17 protein-coding genes and 4 pseudogenes are annotated in these 17,683 nt (G+C 66.4%); 10 read left to right on the forward strand and 11 right to left on the reverse strand.

The window, feature by feature from the left end; all coding sequences use genetic code 11:
• Nucleotides 1-12: 12 nt before the first annotated feature.
• The 3 genes and pseudogenes from prpF to LN139_RS07310 all read left to right on the forward strand — a co-directional run bounded on the left by prpF (nt 13) and on the right by LN139_RS07310 (nt 3,239).
• Nucleotides 13-1,196, forward strand: a pseudogene (gene prpF, locus LN139_RS07300) (2-methylaconitate cis-trans isomerase PrpF).
• A 76-nt stretch (nt 1,197-1,272) separates the two neighbouring features.
• On the forward strand, nt 1,273-1,584 hold the full coding sequence (locus LN139_RS07305) for a DUF485 domain-containing protein (RefSeq protein WP_236359340.1): 312 nt from the start codon (nt 1,273-1,275) through the stop codon (nt 1,582-1,584).
• Complete coding sequence (locus LN139_RS07310) at nt 1,581-3,239, forward strand: cation acetate symporter (protein WP_236359341.1); 1,659 nt, start codon at nt 1,581-1,583, stop codon at nt 3,237-3,239. The genes LN139_RS07305 and LN139_RS07310 overlap by 4 nt, the downstream gene beginning before the upstream one ends.
• Before the next feature lie 58 nt (nt 3,240-3,297).
• Here the strand turns inward: LN139_RS07310 and LN139_RS07315 are convergent, their stop codons facing one another.
• Complete coding sequence (locus tag LN139_RS07315) at nt 3,298-3,450, reverse strand: DUF3309 family protein (RefSeq protein WP_236359342.1); 153 nt, start codon at nt 3,448-3,450, stop codon at nt 3,298-3,300.
• Nucleotides 3,451-3,614: 164 nt separating this feature from the next.
• Here LN139_RS07315 and LN139_RS07320 point away from each other — a divergent pair, with 164 nt between their 5' ends.
• Both LN139_RS07320 and csrA read left to right on the forward strand, forming a co-directional pair.
• Nucleotides 3,615-3,947 (forward strand): YnfA family protein, encoded by a 333-nt coding sequence (locus LN139_RS07320; RefSeq protein ID WP_236359343.1) that lies wholly within the window; start codon nt 3,615-3,617, stop codon nt 3,945-3,947.
• A gap of 119 nt (nt 3,948-4,066) precedes the next feature.
• Nucleotides 4,067-4,267 carry a carbon storage regulator CsrA gene (gene csrA / locus LN139_RS07325; RefSeq protein WP_236359344.1) on the forward strand — a complete coding sequence of 67 codons (201 nt, stop codon included), beginning with the start codon at nt 4,067-4,069 and terminating at the stop codon, nt 4,265-4,267.
• On the opposite strand, the gene LN139_RS07330 is transcribed toward csrA, so the two are convergent.
• On the reverse strand, nt 4,268-4,831 hold the full coding sequence (locus LN139_RS07330) for a type 1 glutamine amidotransferase domain-containing protein (RefSeq protein WP_236359345.1): 564 nt from the start codon (nt 4,829-4,831) through the stop codon (nt 4,268-4,270).
• A gap of 96 nt (nt 4,832-4,927) precedes the next feature.
• Entirely contained in the window at nt 4,928-5,305 is a 378-nt protein-coding gene (gene crcB, locus LN139_RS07335; protein ID WP_236359346.1) for a fluoride efflux transporter CrcB, read from the reverse strand.
• Between the two features lie 130 nt (nt 5,306-5,435).
• Between crcB and LN139_RS07340 the strand changes: the two genes are divergently transcribed.
• The gene (locus LN139_RS07340; RefSeq protein WP_236359347.1) at nt 5,436-5,972 is read left to right on the forward strand and encodes a sterol desaturase family protein; all 537 of its coding nucleotides are present in this window, start codon (nt 5,436-5,438) and stop codon (nt 5,970-5,972) included.
• On the opposite strand, the gene crtB is transcribed toward LN139_RS07340, so the two are convergent.
• The 5 genes from crtB to fni are packed head-to-tail and all read right to left on the reverse strand — an operon-like array spanning nt 5,908 to nt 11,804.
• Entirely contained in the window at nt 5,908-6,849 is a 942-nt protein-coding gene (crtB, locus tag LN139_RS07345) for a 15-cis-phytoene synthase CrtB (RefSeq protein WP_236359348.1), read from the reverse strand. The two genes, LN139_RS07340 and crtB, sit on opposite strands and share 65 nt — an antisense overlap.
• Complete coding sequence (locus LN139_RS07350) at nt 6,846-8,327, reverse strand: phytoene desaturase (RefSeq protein ID WP_236359349.1); 1,482 nt, start codon at nt 8,325-8,327, stop codon at nt 6,846-6,848. The genes crtB and LN139_RS07350 overlap by 4 nt, the downstream gene beginning before the upstream one ends.
• The gene (crtY, locus tag LN139_RS07355) at nt 8,324-9,493 is read right to left on the reverse strand and encodes a lycopene beta-cyclase CrtY (protein ID WP_236359350.1); all 1,170 of its coding nucleotides are present in this window, start codon (nt 9,491-9,493) and stop codon (nt 8,324-8,326) included. The genes LN139_RS07350 and crtY overlap by 4 nt, the downstream gene beginning before the upstream one ends.
• Entirely contained in the window at nt 9,490-10,764 is a 1,275-nt protein-coding gene (locus LN139_RS07360; protein WP_236359351.1) for a glycosyltransferase, read from the reverse strand. Before LN139_RS07360 ends, crtY begins: the two co-directional genes overlap by 4 nt.
• A complete protein-coding gene (fni, locus tag LN139_RS07365) occupies nt 10,761-11,804 on the reverse strand; it encodes a type 2 isopentenyl-diphosphate Delta-isomerase (protein ID WP_236359352.1) in 1,044 nt (347 codons plus the stop codon). Before fni ends, LN139_RS07360 begins: the two co-directional genes overlap by 4 nt.
• 175 nt (nt 11,805-11,979) lie before the next feature.
• Between fni and LN139_RS07370 the strand changes: the two genes are divergently transcribed.
• Entirely contained in the window at nt 11,980-12,876 is an 897-nt protein-coding gene (locus LN139_RS07370; protein ID WP_236359353.1) for a polyprenyl synthetase family protein, read from the forward strand.
• Here the strand turns inward: LN139_RS07370 and LN139_RS07375 are convergent.
• Nucleotides 12,833-13,594: an ArsR/SmtB family transcription factor gene (locus LN139_RS07375; RefSeq protein ID WP_236359354.1), complete on the reverse strand. Its 762-nt coding sequence runs from the start codon at nt 13,592-13,594 to the stop codon at nt 12,833-12,835. The genes LN139_RS07370 and LN139_RS07375 overlap by 44 nt on opposite strands.
• Before the next feature lie 74 nt (nt 13,595-13,668).
• On the opposite strand from LN139_RS07375, the gene LN139_RS07380 reads away from it, so the two are divergent.
• The 3 genes and pseudogenes from LN139_RS07380 to LN139_RS07390 all read left to right on the forward strand — a co-directional run bounded on the left by LN139_RS07380 (nt 13,669) and on the right by LN139_RS07390 (nt 15,864).
• The gene (locus tag LN139_RS07380) at nt 13,669-14,826 is read left to right on the forward strand and encodes a cytochrome P450 (RefSeq protein WP_236359355.1); all 1,158 of its coding nucleotides are present in this window, start codon (nt 13,669-13,671) and stop codon (nt 14,824-14,826) included.
• Nucleotides 14,823-15,168, forward strand: a pseudogene (locus LN139_RS07385) (antibiotic biosynthesis monooxygenase family protein). Before LN139_RS07380 ends, LN139_RS07385 begins: the two are co-directional and overlap by 4 nt.
• A gap of 78 nt (nt 15,169-15,246) precedes the next feature.
• Entirely contained in the window at nt 15,247-15,864 is a 618-nt protein-coding gene (locus LN139_RS07390; protein WP_236359356.1) for a hypothetical protein, read from the forward strand.
• Here the strand turns inward: LN139_RS07390 and LN139_RS07395 are convergent.
• Nucleotides 15,852-16,629: pseudogene (locus tag LN139_RS07395) on the reverse strand (ABC transporter ATP-binding protein). The gene LN139_RS07390 and the pseudogene LN139_RS07395 sit on opposite strands and share 13 nt — an antisense overlap.
• Nucleotides 16,626-17,638: pseudogene (locus LN139_RS07400) on the reverse strand (FecCD family ABC transporter permease). Before LN139_RS07400 ends, LN139_RS07395 begins: the two co-directional pseudogenes overlap by 4 nt.
• Nucleotides 17,639-17,683 lie beyond the last annotated feature (45 nt).

Genomic DNA, 17,683 nt, shown 5'->3' on the forward strand with positions numbered 1-17,683 from the left:
AGGACTATCGCCATGGCATTCGCAGCACAGATCAGGATCCCCGCCACCTACATGCGTGGCGGTACCAGCAAGGGCGTGTTCTTCGTCAACGAGCAACTGCCGGCAGCCGCGCAAGTGCCGGGCCCGGCCCGGGACGCGCTACTGCTTCGGGTGATCGGCAGCCCCGACCCCTACGGCAAGCACACCGACGGCATGGGCGGGGCTACCTCCAGCACCAGCAAGGTGGTGATCATCAGCCCCAGCCGACGCGAAGGGCACGACGTCGACTACCTGTTCGGCCAGGTCTCCATCGACAGCGCTTTCGTCGACTGGTCGGGCAACTGCGGCAACCTGTCCGCTGCGGTCGGGCCGTTCGCCATCGCGCAGGGGCTGCTGAACAACGTGCCCGCTGACGGTTCGGCCACGGTGCGCATCTGGCAAGCCAATATCGGCAAGACCATCCTCGCGCAGGTGCCGATGCACGCCGGGCAGGTTCAGGAAACCGGGGATTTCGAGCTCGACGGCGTAACCTTCCCCGCAGCCGAGGTGCCGCTTACCTTCGTCGACCCGGCCGCCGAAGAGGAGGGCGGTGCGGGCGCGATGTTCCCCACCGGCCAGCTCATCGACGACCTCGACGTGCCGGGCCTGGGCACGCTGCGCGCCACGCTGATCAACGCGGGTATCCCGACCATCTTCGTCCAGGCCCAGGCATTGGGTTACCAGGGCACCGAGTTGCAAGGGGCGATCAACGACAACCCTGACGCGCTGGCGATGTTCGAGCGCATCCGCGCCCACGGTGCGCTGCGCATGGGCCTGATCGAGCGCCTGGAAGACGCCGCCAGGCGCCAGCACACGCCCAAGGTGGCGTTCGTCGCGCCGCCTGCGGCCTACACCGCCAGCAGCGGCAAAGCCGTGCAGGTTGAGTCGATCGACCTGCTGGTGCGGGCGATGTCCATGGGCAAGCTGCACCACGCGATGATGGGCACCGCAGCGGTCGCCATCGGCACGGCGGCGGCGATCCCCGGCACATTGGTGAACCTGGCGGCCGGCGGCGGCGAGCGTTCCAGCGTGTGTTTCGGCCACCCTTCGGGCACCTTGCGCGTGGGCGCGCGGGCGCGTTGCGAAGGGGGCAATGGCAGGTGCTGGAAGCCAGCATGAGCCGCAGCGCACGGGTGCTGATGGAGGGTTGGGTCAGGGTGCCACCAGTATTCGACTAAGGTCGTCTGTCGCTTCGCCGTACTGCGCCTAAAGTGGAGCAAGGTCCAATCAAACCGTGCTGCGGAGACAAAAACAATGAACGACAGCATCTACCTGGCCATCCAGGATAACCCTCGCTTCAAGGAACTGGTGGCCAAGCGCGAGCGCTTTGCCTGGGTTCTGTCGCTGGTCATGCTCGGGCTGTATTCAGCCTTCATCCTGTTGATCGCCTATGGGCCGCAAGTGCTGGGCGCCAAGCTCAGCCCTGGCTCGTCGATCACCTGGGGGATTCCGTTGGGCGTGGGGCTGATCATCTCGGCCTTCGTGCTCACCGCCATCTACGTGCGCCGCGCCAATGGCGAGTTCGACGCCCTGAACCAGGCCATCCTCAAGGAGGTGCAAGCATGATGCGCCGCCTTCTCGCCGCCACCGCGCTGGTGGCCGCTTCACCCCTGGCGATGGCCGCCGATGCGTTGACCGGCAACGTGCAGAAGCAGCCTCTGAACGTTGCGGCCATCGGGATGTTCGTGGCCTTCGTGCTGTTTACCCTGGGCATCACCTACTGGGCTTCCAAACGCAACCGCTCGGCCTCGGACTACTACGCCGCCGGTGGGCGCATCACGGGCTTTCAGAACGGCCTGGCGATCGCCGGCGACTACATGTCGGCGGCCTCGTTCCTGGGCATCTCCGCGCTGGTGTACGCCTCCGGCTATGACGGCCTGATCTACTCGATCGGCTTCCTGGTGGGCTGGCCGATCATCCTGTTCCTGATCGCCGAACGCCTGCGCAACCTGGGCAAATACACCTTCGCGGATGTGGCCTCCTATCGGCTCAAACAGAAGGAAATCCGCACGCTGTCGGCCTGCGGCTCGCTGGTGGTGGTGGCCTTCTACCTGATCGCGCAGATGGTCGGCGCCGGCAAGCTGATCCAGCTACTGTTCGGCCTGGACTACACCGTCGCGGTGGTACTGGTGGGCATCCTGATGTGCCTGTACGTGCTGTTCGGGGGCATGCTCGCCACCACCTGGGTGCAGATCATCAAGGCGGTGTTGCTGCTCTCGGGCGCCTCGTTCATGGCGCTGATGGTGATGAAATCGGTGAATTTCGATTTCAACCAGCTGTTCGCCGAAGCGATCAAGGTTCACCCCAAAGGTGAGGCGATCATGAGCCCGGGCGGGCTGGTGAAAGACCCGATCTCGGCCTTCTCCCTGGGCCTGGCGCTGATGTTCGGCACCGCTGGCCTGCCGCACATCCTGATGCGCTTCTTCACCGTGAGCGACGCCAAGGAAGCGCGCAAGAGCGTGCTCTACGCAACCGGCTTCATCGGCTACTTCGACATCCTGACCTTCATCATCGGCTTTGGCGCAATCCTGCTGGTCAGCACCAATCCGGCGTTCAAGGACGCAGCAGGCGCTCTGCTCGGTGGCAACAATATGGCGGCCATTCACCTGGCCAACGCGGTCGGCGGCAGCGTGTTCCTTGGCTTCATCTCGGCGGTGGCGTTCGCCACCATCCTGGCGGTGGTTGCAGGCCTGACCCTGGCCGGCGCCTCGGCGGTGTCCCATGACCTGTATGCCAGCGTGATCAAGAAGGGCAAGGCCAACGAGAAGGACGAGATCCGCGTTTCGAAGATGACCACTGTGGCTCTGGGCGTCGTTGCCATCGTGCTCGGCATCCTGTTCGAGAAACAGAACATCGCCTTCATGGTGGGCCTGGCGTTCTCCATCGCGGCCAGCTGCAACTTCCCGGTGCTGCTGCTCTCGATGTACTGGAAGCGCCTGACCACTCGCGGTGCGATGATCGGCGGCTGGCTGGGCCTGATCACGGCGGTGGTGCTGATGATCCTGGGCCCGACCATCTGGGTACAGATCATGGGCCACGAGAAGCCGATCTACCCGTACGAGTACCCTGCACTGTTCTCGATGCTGGCGGCGTTCGTGGGCATCTGGTTCTTCTCGATCACCGACAAATCTGCAGCGGCCGATGAAGAGCGTGCGCGCTTCGCGGCTCAGTTCGTGCGCTCGCAGACGGGCCTGGGTGCCAGCGGGGCGGTGTCGCACTGACAATCTCTGGGCAATAAAAACGCCGGGCAATTGCCCGGCGTTTTTCGTTGTTTCGGGCTTAGATCCTGCCCAGCAACAGCAACACCAGCAGTACGACGAGAATCACGCCGACGATACCGGACGGGCCATAACCCCAGCTGCGGGAGTGCGGGAACACCGGCAGGCCGCCGACCAGCATGAGAATCAAGATGATGACCAGGATTGTGACCATGGTTGCTTTCCTTGTAGGGCTGTATTTTTGGCACGTTATGCAACCGCGCCTATCAACTCCGACTCAAGGCGCGCTGAAAAAGTTTGAAAAACTTATTAGTGCGCATGCTGTTTTTTCAGCGCGCTGTTTATGCTTGGCGTTTTTTACAGAGAAGGCGTGCCCGGATGTTGAATTACTTGTGGTTTCTACTTGCGGCGGTATTCGAAATCGCCGGATGTTACGGCTTCTACATGTGGCTGCGGCTGGGCAAGAGTGCGCTGTGGGCGGCACTGGGCATGCTCAGCCTCGCCTGCTTTGCTTTGTTGCTGACGCGCGTAGAGGCGGCTTATGCGGGGCGTGCCTATGCGGCGTATGGCGGCATCTACATCGCCACGTCGATCGCCTGGCTGGCGCTGATCGAGCGGGCCAGGCCGTTGGCGACCGACTGGTTCGGCGCAGCTTTGTGCATCGTGGGTGCAGGCGTTGTGCTCTGGGGGCCGCGTTTGAATGGCAGCTGAGGCAGGGTTACCACTTTTGTGTAGGAAAATTCCGCTTTATTGCACGTCGGTTGAATCAGCGTTCTGATTTGCCTGACCCTTGGCCTCCGCGCTGTGCGGCAATCAAGGGGGAGCGCAGAATGTTGATACTGACACGGGAAATCGGAGAGCAGCTGGTGATTGGAGACGGGGAGGTCACCGTCACTGTCATGGAGATCACCGGCAATCAGATACGGCTCGGCATCGTGGCGCCCAGGGATGTGGCGGTGAACCGGCAGGAAATTCACGACCGGATGAAAGCGTCGGGCGAGCCTGCCAGGCCCGCCCGGCGGTTGCGCTGATCAGGCGTTTTCCAGCGCCTTGGCAATGGCCTCGTTGAAGGCCGGGATGTCATCGGGGGTGCGCGAGGTGATCAGCGTCCAGCCATTGGCACCACATTCCTTCACCTCTTGATCGACCCAGCCGGCCGCGCCTGCGTTTTTCAGGTCGGTACTGACGCTTGGGTAGGAGGTCAGGGTTTTGCCCTTGACCACACCGGCATCGATCAGCAGCCATGGCCCGTGGCAGATGGCGGCGACGGTTTTGCCGGCGTCGGCGAATTCCTTGACCAGCCGCTGGGCGTCCTTGTCCTGGCGCAAGGTATCGGCGTTTACCGTGCCGCCCGGAATCACCAGCAGGTGGAAGTCGCTGGCTTTGGCGTCGGCAAGTTTCTGGTTGGAACGCACGGTGGTGTCTTTCTCGGTATCGCCCACGAAGGTCTGTGTGGTGCCGCCTTCGACCGAAGCATGCACCACCTCGGCGCCCAGCCCCTGCAATGCCTGCACCGGCTTGACCAGTTCGTCGCGCTCGATACCGGTGTTGGCGGTAATGACCAGCACACGTTTGCCCTGCAATTGGTTGCTCATCTCGGCTTTGCTCCATCAGATTGGGTTAGCTGTGGAGGGGCCGTGGCTGGTTAGGGTTCAATCGGTGTGCTGATCCGTTTCTCCAACGGTTGCGCCTTAACTCAGCCGCTGTACCAGTGCAAAGCCTGCGATGGTCATCACCACCGAGCCGACCACGTGCACCAGCGCCGTGGCCAGAGCCCAGCCGTAGCGGCCTTGCTGCAGCATGGCTACCACCTCGGCGGAAAAGGTGGAGAAGGTGGTGAGGCCGCCGCAGAAGCCAGTGGTGATGAGTAGGCGCCAGGCCGGGTCGAGGTTGGGGTAGCGGGTAAAGAACGCCATGGCCCCGCCGATGATGAAACCGCCGATGAGGTTGACGAACAACGTACCCATCGGCAGGTAGGGGAACAACCCGTTGAAACGCAGCCCCATGACCCAGCGCAGTACACAACCGGCCGAGCCGCCGATGATGACGGCCAATAACGAGCTGTACATGGTGCAGGCACTCCGAAATCAAACAGCCATGCTACCGCCGGCGCCGGGCAGCCTTCAATCGAAGCTTCGCGCCGGGTGCCGGAACCGTTGGCACCGGTCATACTCCAACACTGCGCCCGGGGAGATCGCCATGCTTGTGCTGTTCAATACATTGATCGTGCTGTTGACTGTTGCCGCCATGGAGGCCGTTGCGGTGCTTGCGCACAAGTACCTGATGCACGGCCCGGGCTGGGGTTGGCACCGCTCGCACCACGAGCCGCGCAACGGCTGGTTCGAAAAGAACGACCTGTACGCCGTGGTGTTCGCGGGCCTGGCCATCGTGCTGATCGCCTGGGGCACTTCCGGCGCCTGGCCGCTGCAATGGATCGGTGCGGGAATGACCGCTTACGGCGCACTCTATTTCATCGCCCACGACGGGCTGGTACACCAGCGCTGGCCGTTTCGCCATGTGCCTCGCAGCGGTTATCTCAAGCGCCTCTACCAGGCCCATCGCCTGCACCATGCGGTGAAAGGGCGGGAGAATTGCGTGTCCTTCGGCTTTCTCTACGCGCCACCGTTGGCAAACCTGCGCGCCCAGTTGCGGGCGCTGCATGGCGGGCCGCTCAACGCGGACGTTGCCAAAGCCCGGCAGGGCGAGGCGCCGCCGGCCGCGCCAGGCGAGCGCTGAGCGCCTGGCCAAGGCCTTGGGCCAACAACCCCAGCTTTTCAAGCTTCGACGTGCCCTGGCGATGGTCCCAGGCCTTCGGCCCGGCGCGTTGCACCTTCACCCCGATTTCCCGGTATACCCCTCGCGCGGTGGCGATGGCCCAGGCTGAACGCCAAGGCAGCGCCGGCAAGCCCGCCTGGGCGGATTCGTAATAGGGCTCGGCCGTGTCGACCAGGCGCTCGGCGAGCCGCGCCAGGGCCAGGCGGTTGGCTGGGTCGGTGATGTGCTCGGGGTCGATGCCCGCTTCGCGCAGCCACTGCGCCGGCAGGTAGCAGCGGCCCAGTGCTGCGTCCTCGACGATGTCCCGTGCGATGTTGGTCAGCTGAAAGGCCAGCCCCAGGTCGCAGGCCCGATCCAGCACGGCTTCGTCCTGCACCCCCATCACCCGCGCCATCATCAGCCCGACCACGCCCGCGACGTGATAGCAGTACTGCAAGGTGTCATCGAGCTGCTCGTAGTGATGCTCTTCCACGTCCATGGCGAAGCCGTCCAGGTGCGCCAGCGCCTGTTCCAGCGGAATGTGCCGGGCCAGCGCCACGGCCTGGAAGGCTGCGAAGGCCGGGTCTTGCATGGGCGCGCCAGCCAGGGCCTGGCGAGTCTGCTCGCGCAGCTGCGCCAGGCGCAGCTGCGGGCTGTCGCTGGCCGATGACGGCGCGGCGAACCCCAATACCTGGCCGTCGACCACGTCGTCGCAGTGGCGGCACCAGGTGTAGAGCATCACGGCGTCGCGGCGGGTGGCAGGGTCGAACAGCCGCGCGGCGGTGGCGAAGCTCCTGGAGCCGGCAGCGATGGTCTGTTCGGCATGCTCGAGCAGCGGGCGGGAGGCGGCCTGGCTCATCGGGCAAGGTCCTCCAGCATGAGCCCGGCGGTGGCCTTGGCCGAGCCGATCACCCCTGGCACACCCGCACCAGGGTGAGTGCCGGCGCCTACCAGGTACAGGTTGCCGATCTGGCTGTCGCGGTTGTGCGGGCGGAACCACGCGCTTTGGGTGAGGATCGGCTCCAGCGAGAACGCCGAGCCCAGGTGTGCGCCGAGCTCGTCGCGAAAATCCGCGGGCGTGAACATCCGGTGCGTCACCAGTTGCTCGCGCAGGCCCGGCATGTAGCGCTGCTCCAGGTAGTCGAAGATGCGCTCGCGCAGGCGCGGGCCTTCCACCGACCAGTCCACCGGCGCCTGGCCCAGGTGGGGCACAGGCGCCAGCACGTAGTGGGTGCCACAGCCGGGCGGGGCCAGCGACGGGTCGGTCACGCACGGCGCATGCAGGTAGAGCGAAAAGTCGTCGGTCAGCGCATGGCCGTTGAAGATGTCGTCGATCAACTCGCGGTAGCGCGGGCCGAAGCACGCGGTGTGGTGCGCCAGTTGGGGCTGGACTTTGTTCAAACCGAAGTGCAGCACGAACAGCGAATTGCTCGAGCGCTTGCTCTTGAGCGACTTGGCCCGTGCCTGGCCTTGCGGGGAATGGCCCAGCAGTTTCTCGTAGGTGTGCACCACATCGGCATTGGAGGCCACCGCCGGGGTGTCGAAACGGCGGCCATCGGCCAGTTGCACGGCGCCGATCCGGTTGCCGTCAAGCTCAAGGCGTTCGACCTTTGCGTTCAACTCCAGCTGGCCGCCCAGGTCCTGGAACAGCTTTACCAAGGCCTGTACCAGCGCCCCGGTGCCGCCCTTGGCAAACCACACGCCCCACTGCCGCTCCAGCGCGTGGATCAACGTGTAGATCGACGAGGTGGCGAACGGGTTGCCGCCCACCAGCAGCGAGTGGAAGGAAAACGCCTGGCGCAGGTGGTCGCTCTCGACGAACCGCGCCACCGTGCCATACACCGTGCGCCAGGCCTTGAGCCGCGCCAGTTGCGGGCCGGCGCGCAGCATGTCGCGAAAGCTCAGGAACGGCACGCTGCCAAGCTTGAGGTAGCCCTCTTCGAACACCGCCTGGGAATAGGCCAGAAAGCGCCGATAACCTTCGACATCAGCCGGGTTGAAGGCATGGATCTGCCGCTCGAGTGCCTCCTGGTCGTTGTCGTAGTCCAGCACCCGGCCGTCTTCCCAGCACAGGCGGTAGAACGGCTTGACCGGCAGCAGCTCCAGGTAATCGGCCATGCGTTTGCCGGCCAGAGTGAACAGCGCCTCGATGGCGGTAGGGTCAGTGATCACCGTGGGCCCGGCGTCGAAGGTGAAACCCTCGTCGTGGTACACGTAGGCGCGCCCGCCCGGTTTGTCGCGCGCTTCCAGCAACAGCACAGGCACGCCGGAGGCCTGCAGGCGGATGGCCAGGGCCAGGCCGCCCAGGCCGGCGCCGATGACGACGGTTCGATTCATGGCAACTCTCGGGAAGGGAAATCAGGAAAAGCCATTGCGCGCAGCGCAGCGCCTACCGGTACCGGTGGCTTGCCGCTGAGCAGGCGGGCCTTGTCGGCCAGGGTGATGCGGCCGGCATAGAAACGCTCGATCAGGCCATCGCCCAGGCCATAGAAGCGTTGCATCACGCGCCAGCGGTCACTGGGGTTACCGGCCATGAACAACATGCGGTTAAGCAGGCGGAAGAACCGCTGCTGCCGCCATTGCACTCGCGCACTCTCGCGCAGGCTGTTGAACAGGTGCGCGTGGTCAAGGCAGGGCGCAGCGGCGATCAGCTCGGCCGTGCGCACGGCGCAAGGCAGTGAATAACCGGTGGTGGGGTGAAACAGCCCGGCGCGCAGGCCGCTGCAGGGCATGCCCTTGGCCTGGCCCCAGAAGGCTTCGAAGTCGCCGTCCAGGATGATCGGCAGGCTGCCGCTTTCTTCGCGCAGCAGTTCGCCGCCGCTCCAACCCTGTTCGGCCGCGTATTGGCCGATGGCCTGGCGCAAGTGGGCCGGGTCCAAGTGTTGATGGTCGATGTAATGGGTGTCTTCGATGAGCAGCCGGTCCGGGCTCAGCGGCAGGGTGTAGACGAAGCGGTAGCCATCGCCCTGCGCCACGGTGGCGTCCATCAGCACCGGCTGGAGCAGGCCGTGTGGTTCGGGCAGCTTCAGTTCCTGGCCGATGAAGGCCTGGTAGCCCAGTTGCAGGTGTGGGCTGGGCTGGGCACCGCGGCCATCGATGACGGCCTGGGCGTGCAAGGTTTGCCCATCGGGCAACTGCACGGTGTCGGGGGTGATGCGCGACACCGCCGTGCCGGTGAGTACCCGTTCACCCATGGCGCGAGCCAGGTGCACGGCGAAGCTTGCCGAGGTGATGGTGCAGTATTCGCCGGGCAGTTGCCGGGTGAAGGCGGGGAAGCGCACCTGGTAGCCGGGCCAGCGATGGTCGATCAGCGGTGCCAGCCAGCGCAGCTGCTGCGCGTTCAGGTCGCTGGCATGGAACGACCAGGTGTGATTGCCGCCGCAGTGGCGGTCGCGGTCGATCAGCAGCACCGCCAGCTCCGGCCGGGTGTGGCGCAGGTGCCAGGCAATAAGCCCATTGGCCAGGCCCGCACCGACCAGAATCAGATCCCAGTCGCGCCTCATGCTGCCAGCACCGGGCGTTTGGCCTCGATGGCCTGCTCGATGATCTGCACCGCGCGCGGGGTGCCGCCGGCCTCCAGCAATGCAGGGGCCAGCGCGCGCTGGCGCTGGGCATAGGCGGGGGCGTCGAGCAATGCTCGCAAATGCTCAGCGAACACCACACTGCGGCTGTGCCGGGAAGCGCGGCGGCCGACACCCGCCCAGGCCACCCGCGCCGCGACGCCGGGTTGGTCGAACGCGATCGGCACCGCGAGGATCGGCGTGGCGGCGACGATGGCGTCCATCACCGTGTTCAGCCCGCCGTGGGTGATGACCGCCTGAGCCTGGGCAAGCACCTGCGGCTGATCGGCAAAGTCGGTGACCCAGGTCGCGCCCTGGCGTTGCAGCGCTTCGGATTGCGCAGCATCCAGGCCGCCGCAGTGAGCCACCAGCAATTGGGCATCGAGCTGCCTGCACGCCCGCGCCAGGGTGCGGAACAACCCATAGCGCTGGCCCTGCAAGGTGCCCAACGAGGCGAACACGAACGGCCGCGCCGGGTCGATGGGCCAGGCCGCGCTGCTCGGCCGCGCCAGCGCAGGCGGGCGCAGCGGGCCAACCGCGTGGAACCAGGCGGGCAGGGCAGTGCGCGGGAAATCCAGTGCTGGCAGCGTCTGGCTGATCTGCGCCAGGGGCGACAGGCATTGGTGCAGGCTGTCACGCGGCGGCAAACCGAAGGCCAGGGCGTGCCGGGCGATCACTCGGCCGTGGCTGCGCATCAGCCAGTCGTAGACGCGCTCGCTGGTGGCGTACATGTGCCGGGCCCGTTCGCTTTGCTCATAGGCAAAGGGCATCACCGCAAGCGGCAGGCCAGGCTCACGGTTCACCGGCAAAGCGCAGGCCACCGACACGAACGGCAGTCCCAGTGCCTCGGCTACAAGGCCGCCGGCCGCCTCCATCTGGTCGCAGATCAGCGCGTCCGCCTGAAGGCCGTTCAAGGCATCGGGCAGCTCGCGGCAGAGCATGTCGGTGGTGCGGGCAAGGTCCGCGATCACCCGGCGGATCGCCAGCCCCGAGGGGTTGGCAGCGTGGCGCACGGTGCGCGCCAGGCTGCCGGCCGGGTGGGTCGCGATACCGACCGGGCAGAAACCGACGCGTGTGTCGTTGAGCAGGCTGGCCGCCTCGAACTGATGCACGAAGGTCACCCGGTGGCCACGGTCGATCAACCCACCGGCCAAGGCTTGCAGGGCGCGGAAGTGGCTGAACAGCGGCGGGGCGATGACCACGAAATGGCTCATGCCGGTTGCTCGGTGCAATGAATGGCCGCGCGCTTGAGTGCTGCAAGATCAGCGCTGCCGGTGCAGAAGCAGGCCACCTTCAGTTGCGCGATCACGTCCTCGAAATGCTCCACCACCGCATCGCTCGATTGCGTGGCGCTGGCCAGCACTGCCGCGGCCTGGCCGACCAGGTCGGCGCCCAGGCGCAAAGCCTTGGCCACGTCCAGGCCATCACGGATGCCGCCAGAGGCTATCAACGGCATACCAGGCAAGGCCTGGCGTACCTGTACCAATGCGTCGGCAGTGGGGATGCCCCAGCCGGCGAAGGCCTCAGCCAGGGCGCGAGCCCGGCGCTGGGTGGCGCGCGCGCCTTCGACCGCAGCCCAGGAGGTGCCACCGGCGCCGGCTACATCGATCATCTGCACGCCCACGGCTGCCAGGCGTTGGGCTACGGGCGCGCTGATTCCGGCGCCGACTTCCTTGATTACCACCGGCACCGACAGCGCCTTGACCAGTTGCTCGATGCCGTTGAGTACCCCGCGCCAGTCGCGGTCACCGCCATTTTGTACAGCTTCCTGCAAGGGGTTCAGGTGCACGATCAACGCATCGGCAGCGATCATGTCCACTGCCCGCCGCGCGTAATCCACGCCCTGTGCGCCACGCACTTGCGCACCTCCCAGGTTGGCCAGCAGCGGGATGCCTGGTGCCAGTTGGCGCAGCTCGCGGGTCAGCCCCCAGTCCATGTCGGCCTCCAGCGCGACGCGCTGCGAGCCCACGCCCATCGCCAGCCCCAGGTGCTCGGCGGCTTCGGCCAGGTGGCGGTTTATATCGCGGGCGCGGCTGGCGCCTCCGGTCATCGAACTGATCAGCAGTGGCGCCCGCAGGCGATAACCCAGCCATGGGGTGCTCAGGTCGATGGCATCCAGGTCCAGCTCCGGCAGTGCGCAATGCTCGAAGCGCCAGCGGGTGAAACCGTTGCCGAGCGGTGCGTTGGCGCGGGTCGGGTCCAGCACGATATCCAGGTGATCATTCTTGCGGTGAACCAGGTCGACATCCTTCATCGAGGCTCCGGGGAGTATTCCGTGCTTGGCGGTGGTCAGTTGTACAAGATAAGGCTTTAATTAAAGCTTCGTACAATACGCATGAGGCTATGGCAACCGCGCGAGGCCGGTGTTCCGCCGCTTTGCGTGTTTTTCACGCGTGCATTGACCGCCATCACCGAGCAAGGACCCATCGATGACTGCAATAGGCCAGGCCAGCGAGCTGCTGGCAATACGCGAGGCGGTGCAGATGCGCCTGGACCAACTGCTTCCGGTGGTCAGCGAGCGTGACCTGGTCACCGCCGCCAGCCGCGAAAGCGCGCTGGCACCGGGCGAACGCATTCGCCCAGTGTTGCTGATGCTGATCGCCCGCGACCTGGGCTGTGAAAAGCCTGCCGTGCTGGACCTGGCCTGCGCGGTGGAGATGGTGCACGCCGCCTCGCTGGTTCTGGATGATCTGCCGTGCATGGACGACGCGAGCCTGCGCCGTGGCCGCCCGACCCTGCACCGGCAATTCGGCGAAGATGTTGCCATTCTGGCTGCCATCGGGCTGCTCAGCCGCGCCTTTGGCGTGATCGCGGCGGCGCCGGGTTTGAGTGACAGCGCGCGGGTCGAGGCGGTGGCACAACTGTCGGCGACGGTGGGTTTGCAGGGCCTGGTGCAGGGCCAGTTCCAGGACTTGCGCGGCGGCGCTGCCGCGCGCGGCGAGGACGCCATCGCGCGCACCGACGAACTGAAAACCGGCGTGTTGTTCAGTGCGACCTTGCAACTGGCAGCCATTGCCGCAGAGGCCTGCGCCGCCACACGCGAATCGCTGGCAGGGTTCGCCAGGGAACTGGGCCAGGCCTTTCAGCTGCTCGATGACCTGGCCGACGGCAGCAGCGAGCGCAGCAGCGAGCATGGCAAGGACGCTCATCAGGACGTGGGCAAATCCACGCTGGTGGCGCTGCTTGGCGTAGAAGGGGTACGCCAGCGCCTGCAAGCGCACCTTCGCAGCGCCGACGATCACCTGGCCTGTGCCTGCGGCCAGGGCGTGGCCACGCGGCGCTTCATGCGCGCGTGGTTCGATCAGCAGATGGGCGTGGCGAGCTGATCACATCCGGCTCCGATGAGGCCACTTTCAACCCGATGCGGGTATGCAGTGCCCTGCGCCCTTGCGGGGTCAGGGCCAATGCCCGGCTGTCCAGGTCTTGTACCAACCATCCTTGCCTGAGCGCGGTGTGAAGCAGCGCTGCCCCCAACGCACCGGCCAGGTGCGGGCGGCGCATGCTCCAGTCAAGGCAGGGGCAGGCGAAACGTCGCCGCTGGGCCTTTGCCTGGGCGACGTCGATACCAAGCTGGGCGAAGGCTGCTTCGCCGCACAGTGCCAGCTGATACTCACCGTCCTGCTCGGCCGGCACCCCCAGCCAGCCCGCCTCGACGAAATGATCGTGCAATTGCACCGCAAGCGTGCCGGCCATGTGGTCGTAACAGGTGCGGGCAAAGCGTAGCCGTGCAGGGGTATTGGGCACGAACGGAACCTGGGTGCCCTGGCTGATGACCATCAACGCTTCGAGTGCCTGCGCCACCTGCACATCCACCAGGCTGAAATACCGATGCCTGCCCTGCGTATGGCATCGGATCAGGCGGCCTTCCTGCAATCGGCCCAGGTGCGCGCTGGCCGTGGAGGCGCTCACCTCGGCAATGGCCGCAAGCTCGGTGCTGGTTCGCGCCCGCCCATCCATCAATGAGCAGAGCATCCGGGTGCGGGCCGGCTCGGCGATGGCGCCGGCAACCCGTGAGATCGCAGTTTCCTGGCTGAGCGCATCCATAGTTCGTTCCAGAGCGAATCGTGTGTGTGGAGGATGTTGGATAGTAGCTGCTCTCGACCGCCAGGGCTTTGCCGATGACGCCTATTCAAGCTGCCACTCACACTGATCCGTACCCTTGTTATGAGCGCCTGAGGCGCCACGCCGGCCTGAGTTTCGACGCCGAGCTCGGGCTACGGATCGCCAGCGATGCCCAATCGGTGCAGGCGATTCTCGAACATCCCGATTGCCTTGTGCGCCCCTTGGATGAACCAGTGCCTGGGTATCTGGGGCAGGGCGCTGCGGGTGACATCTTCAGCCGGCTGATGCGCATGAACGAGGGGGCGGCGCATCTGGGGCCGAAAAGAGTCATGGCGCTGGCGTTGGCGGCTCTGCCGGCTCACGCGATTGCAGAGGCGGTAGAGGAGGCGGCCAGGCAGTTGGATGGCCCCGCCGGGCACCTGGACGCATGGATGTTCACCTTGCCGCTGTGCACCGTCGCGGCCCTGATCGGTTTTGCTGGCGACCAGCGGCAGGCAGTTGCCCAGCGTGTGCGCGAGTACGTGACCTGCCTGTCGCCGTTGAGCGATGAGGTTGCCTTGCGCCGGGCAGACCAGGCCGCCGATCAGCTGCGCCAAGCGTTCGACGCAGTGCTGAGCCAGGATGATCCGCGCAATGGCTTTCTTGGCCAGGTTCGCGCTGGTTGCGAGGCTGCTGGCTGGCACGACCGCGACGCACTGATCGCCAACCTCATCGGGCTGATGTCGCAGGCCTGTGACGCCACGGCTGGCTTGATCGGCAACGCGCTCATAGCGTTGCGTTGCAGCCCTGAGATGATCGGCTCACTGCGCGGCACGCCCGGCCTGCTCGGCGAATGGGTTGCCGAGGTCGCCCGCCATGACTCACCGGTGCAGAACACCCGCCGGTTCCTGGCCAGGCCCTGCAAGGTGCTGGGCTACGCACTCGAAGCGGGCGACACAGTCCTGGTGCTGCTGGGCTCGGCCAACCGCGATGCGCGCGCGAACGCCGCCCCGGACAGCTTTGTACTCGAACGGCCTCACCGGCGCACGTTCAGCTTTGGCGGCGGCAGGCACGAATGCCCCGGCCAGCGTTTGGCTCTGGGTATCGCCACCTACGCCGTCGAGCGCTGGCTGCAACAACCTGCCCCCTCCGCTGCTGCGTTGCGTTGGCATTACCAGCCGTCGCTCAATGGGCGCATCCCCAGGTTCTGCGTTGATGAGGAGGCTCAGCGATGATCGCGGTGATTTTTCAGGCCTGGCCGGCCGCAGGGCAATACGACCGCTACCTTGACCTTGCCGCCGAGCTCAAACCCTTGCTGGCGGGCATCGAAGGGGTTCATCTCCATCGAGCGGTTCCAGAGCCTTGCCGACCCTGCCAAGGTGCTGTCGTTGTCATTCTGGCGGGATGAGCAGGCCATCGCCCAGTGGCGCACCCTTGAGGCGCACCGCGCGGCTCAGTCGGCGGGGCGCGAGCGCGTACTGGGCGACTACCGCCTGCGCATTGCCCACGTCATTCGCGACTATGGCTTTGCCGACCGCGAGCAGGCCCCCGTCGACAGCCAGCAAGCGCACGGGTGAGCAGCCTGGTGATAGAGGAACTTTGCGGCCGCTTCGGCGGTCGCAAGGCCCGCTCACTCCAACGCTCAGGGAGACCCCATGCGCTTTACCGCTTTCCATCGCCTGGCTGCACTGGCCGGCGCCTTCTCCGCACTGGCTGGCTGCAGCGACAAGCCATCCGACAGCGACATCCAGGCCGCCCTGGCCGGCCAGCTCGACGGCCAGGCCTGCCTCACGGCGCCGATGTTCAGGAATTTCCCCGTGACCCTCAGCGACAGCTTCTCCGGCCCCGGCCCTGCCAGCGGCAACGCGCCTGCGTTCGACGCGCTGGTGTCGGCAGGCCTGCTGACCAAAAACGGCGCCAGCTATGACCTGACCGATGCCGGGCGTGCTGCGCATCAGGTCGGCAGCCAGGGCTTCTGCTACGCAGACGGTTTCGAGATCGCCGAGGTGAAGGACGTCTCCGAGGCCAAGGGCCAGCAGGGGCCTGCGGTGGACCAGGCCTGGGACGTGACCCTCGACATCCGCCAGAAGCCGGTCGCCGACTGGGCCAAGAGCCCGGCGGTCAAGCAGCTCAGCCGCGACCCCGACGTCTTCACGCAGAAGGTGCACACCTACCACGTGACCGTCGCGACCGTGAAAGGCGAAAAGGGCCTGCGCCTGATCGACCCGCGCTTCTCACTGAACCATGGCGTGAGCGTGAGTCAGGGGTTCTGATCGGCGCCCAGGTATTCGATGCGCAGGTGCCCGGTGGCGGCCGAGGTTTCGACATGCGCCTGCACGCCGTAGACCTGGCGCAGGCGCGCCGGGGTCAACACCTCGGCGGCGCTGCCCTGGGCAACCAGTTGCCCCTGATGCAGCAGCGCCAGCCGATCGCAAAAGCGTGCTGCCAGGTTAAGGTCGTGAAGCGCGACGACGCAGGTCAACGGTAGCTGGCGCACCAGCGTCAGCAGCTCGAGCTGGTGCTGGATGTCCAGGTGGTTGGTGGGCTCGTCCAGCAGCAATTCGCCGGGCTGCTGCGCCAGGGCGCGGGCGATCTGCACCCGCTGGCGCTCGCCACCGGACAGGCTGTGCCAGGCCTGCTGGCGCCGGCCGGCCATGCCCACCCGCTCCAGCGCCGCCGCCACGGCTTGGTCGTCCTCGGCCGACCAGCCAGCCAGCAACGCCCGGTGCGGCGTACGGCCCAGGCGCGACCACATCCTCCACGCGAATGTCGGCCTCGGTGCTGGCGTGTTGCTCGACCAGTGCGATGCGCCTTGCCAGCGGGCGGCGGCGCCACTGGCCGAGGCAGCGTTCGTCCAGCCACACCTGCCCGGCATCCGGCTTCGCCAGGCCTGCCAGAAGGCGCAGCAGGGAAGATTTGCCCGAGCCGTTGGGGCCGATCAGGCCCAGCACACCGCCCACCGGCACCTGCAGGCTGACGCCGGCCAGCAAGGCATGGCCGCCCAAGCGCCAGTGCAGCGCTTCGGCGCGCAAGCTCATCGCGTGCGCCCTTCGCGTTGCAGCAGCCAGGCAAATGCCGGTGCGCCCACCAACGCCGTGACCACACCGATGGGCAACACCTGTTGCGGGATCAGCACCCGCGAAACGATGTCGGCCAGCACCACGAAGTGCGCGCCGATCAACGCCGCTGCCGGTACCAGCCGTGCATGCCCTGGCCCCACCAGCAACCGTGCGGCATGGGGAATCACCAGCCCGACGAAGCCCACCGCGCCGACGATGCTCACCAGCGCGGCGGTGATCAGTGCGGTGCAGGCCAGCAGCACCAGGCGCACGGCGGGTACCGGCACGCCGAGGCTGGCGGCGGCGGTTTCGCCAAAGGTAAAGGCGTCGAGCGCGCGCGCGGCCAGCAGGCTGACCACCAGGCCCACGGCCACCACGGCAAGCGCCAGCCCGGCATCGCCCCAGCGCACCCCGCTGAGGCTGCCGAGCAGCCAGAACATCACGCTGCGCGCCTGTTCGGCGTTGGCCGAGGTCGAAACGATGTAAGCGGTCAGTGCGTTGAACAGCTGCGCCCCGGCAACGCCGGAGAGATCATGCGTGTCGGCCCGCTGCCTTGCCGTGCGGCCAGGGCCAGCACCAGCACAAAGGCCAGGGTCGCGCCGAGAAACGCCCCCAGCGGCAGCCCCAGGGCGCCGCCGCCAAAGCCCAGCAACATCACCATCACCGCACCGGTGGAGGCGCCGGCGCTGATGCCCAGCACGTAAGGCTCGGCCAGTGCGTTGCGCAGCAGGGCCTGCAACAGCGTGCCGCACAGTGCAAGGCCTGCGCCGCAGCAGGCGGCGACCACCGCGCGGCTGGCGCGGTAATCCCAGACGATGCCCTGCTGGATGGGCGTGACCGGGTAATGGCCCAGCCCCAGGCCGTTGAGCACAGCCTGAGCGGTGGTCAGCAGCGGTACCGGCAATTCGCCGATGGACGCCGCCAGCAGCATGCTCAGCGGCAGCGCCGCCAGGCCCAGCAGCAGCGTGGCGATGCCGGGTGCCCTCATGGGGTGCCAAGGCCCTGGGCGACGGCTTCGAGCGCGTCGGTGACC

Origin of the sequence: Pseudomonas sp. KNUC1026 (assembly GCF_021650705.1) — a bacterium.
In the GTDB taxonomy this organism is placed as follows: domain Bacteria; phylum Pseudomonadota; class Gammaproteobacteria; order Pseudomonadales; family Pseudomonadaceae; genus Aquipseudomonas.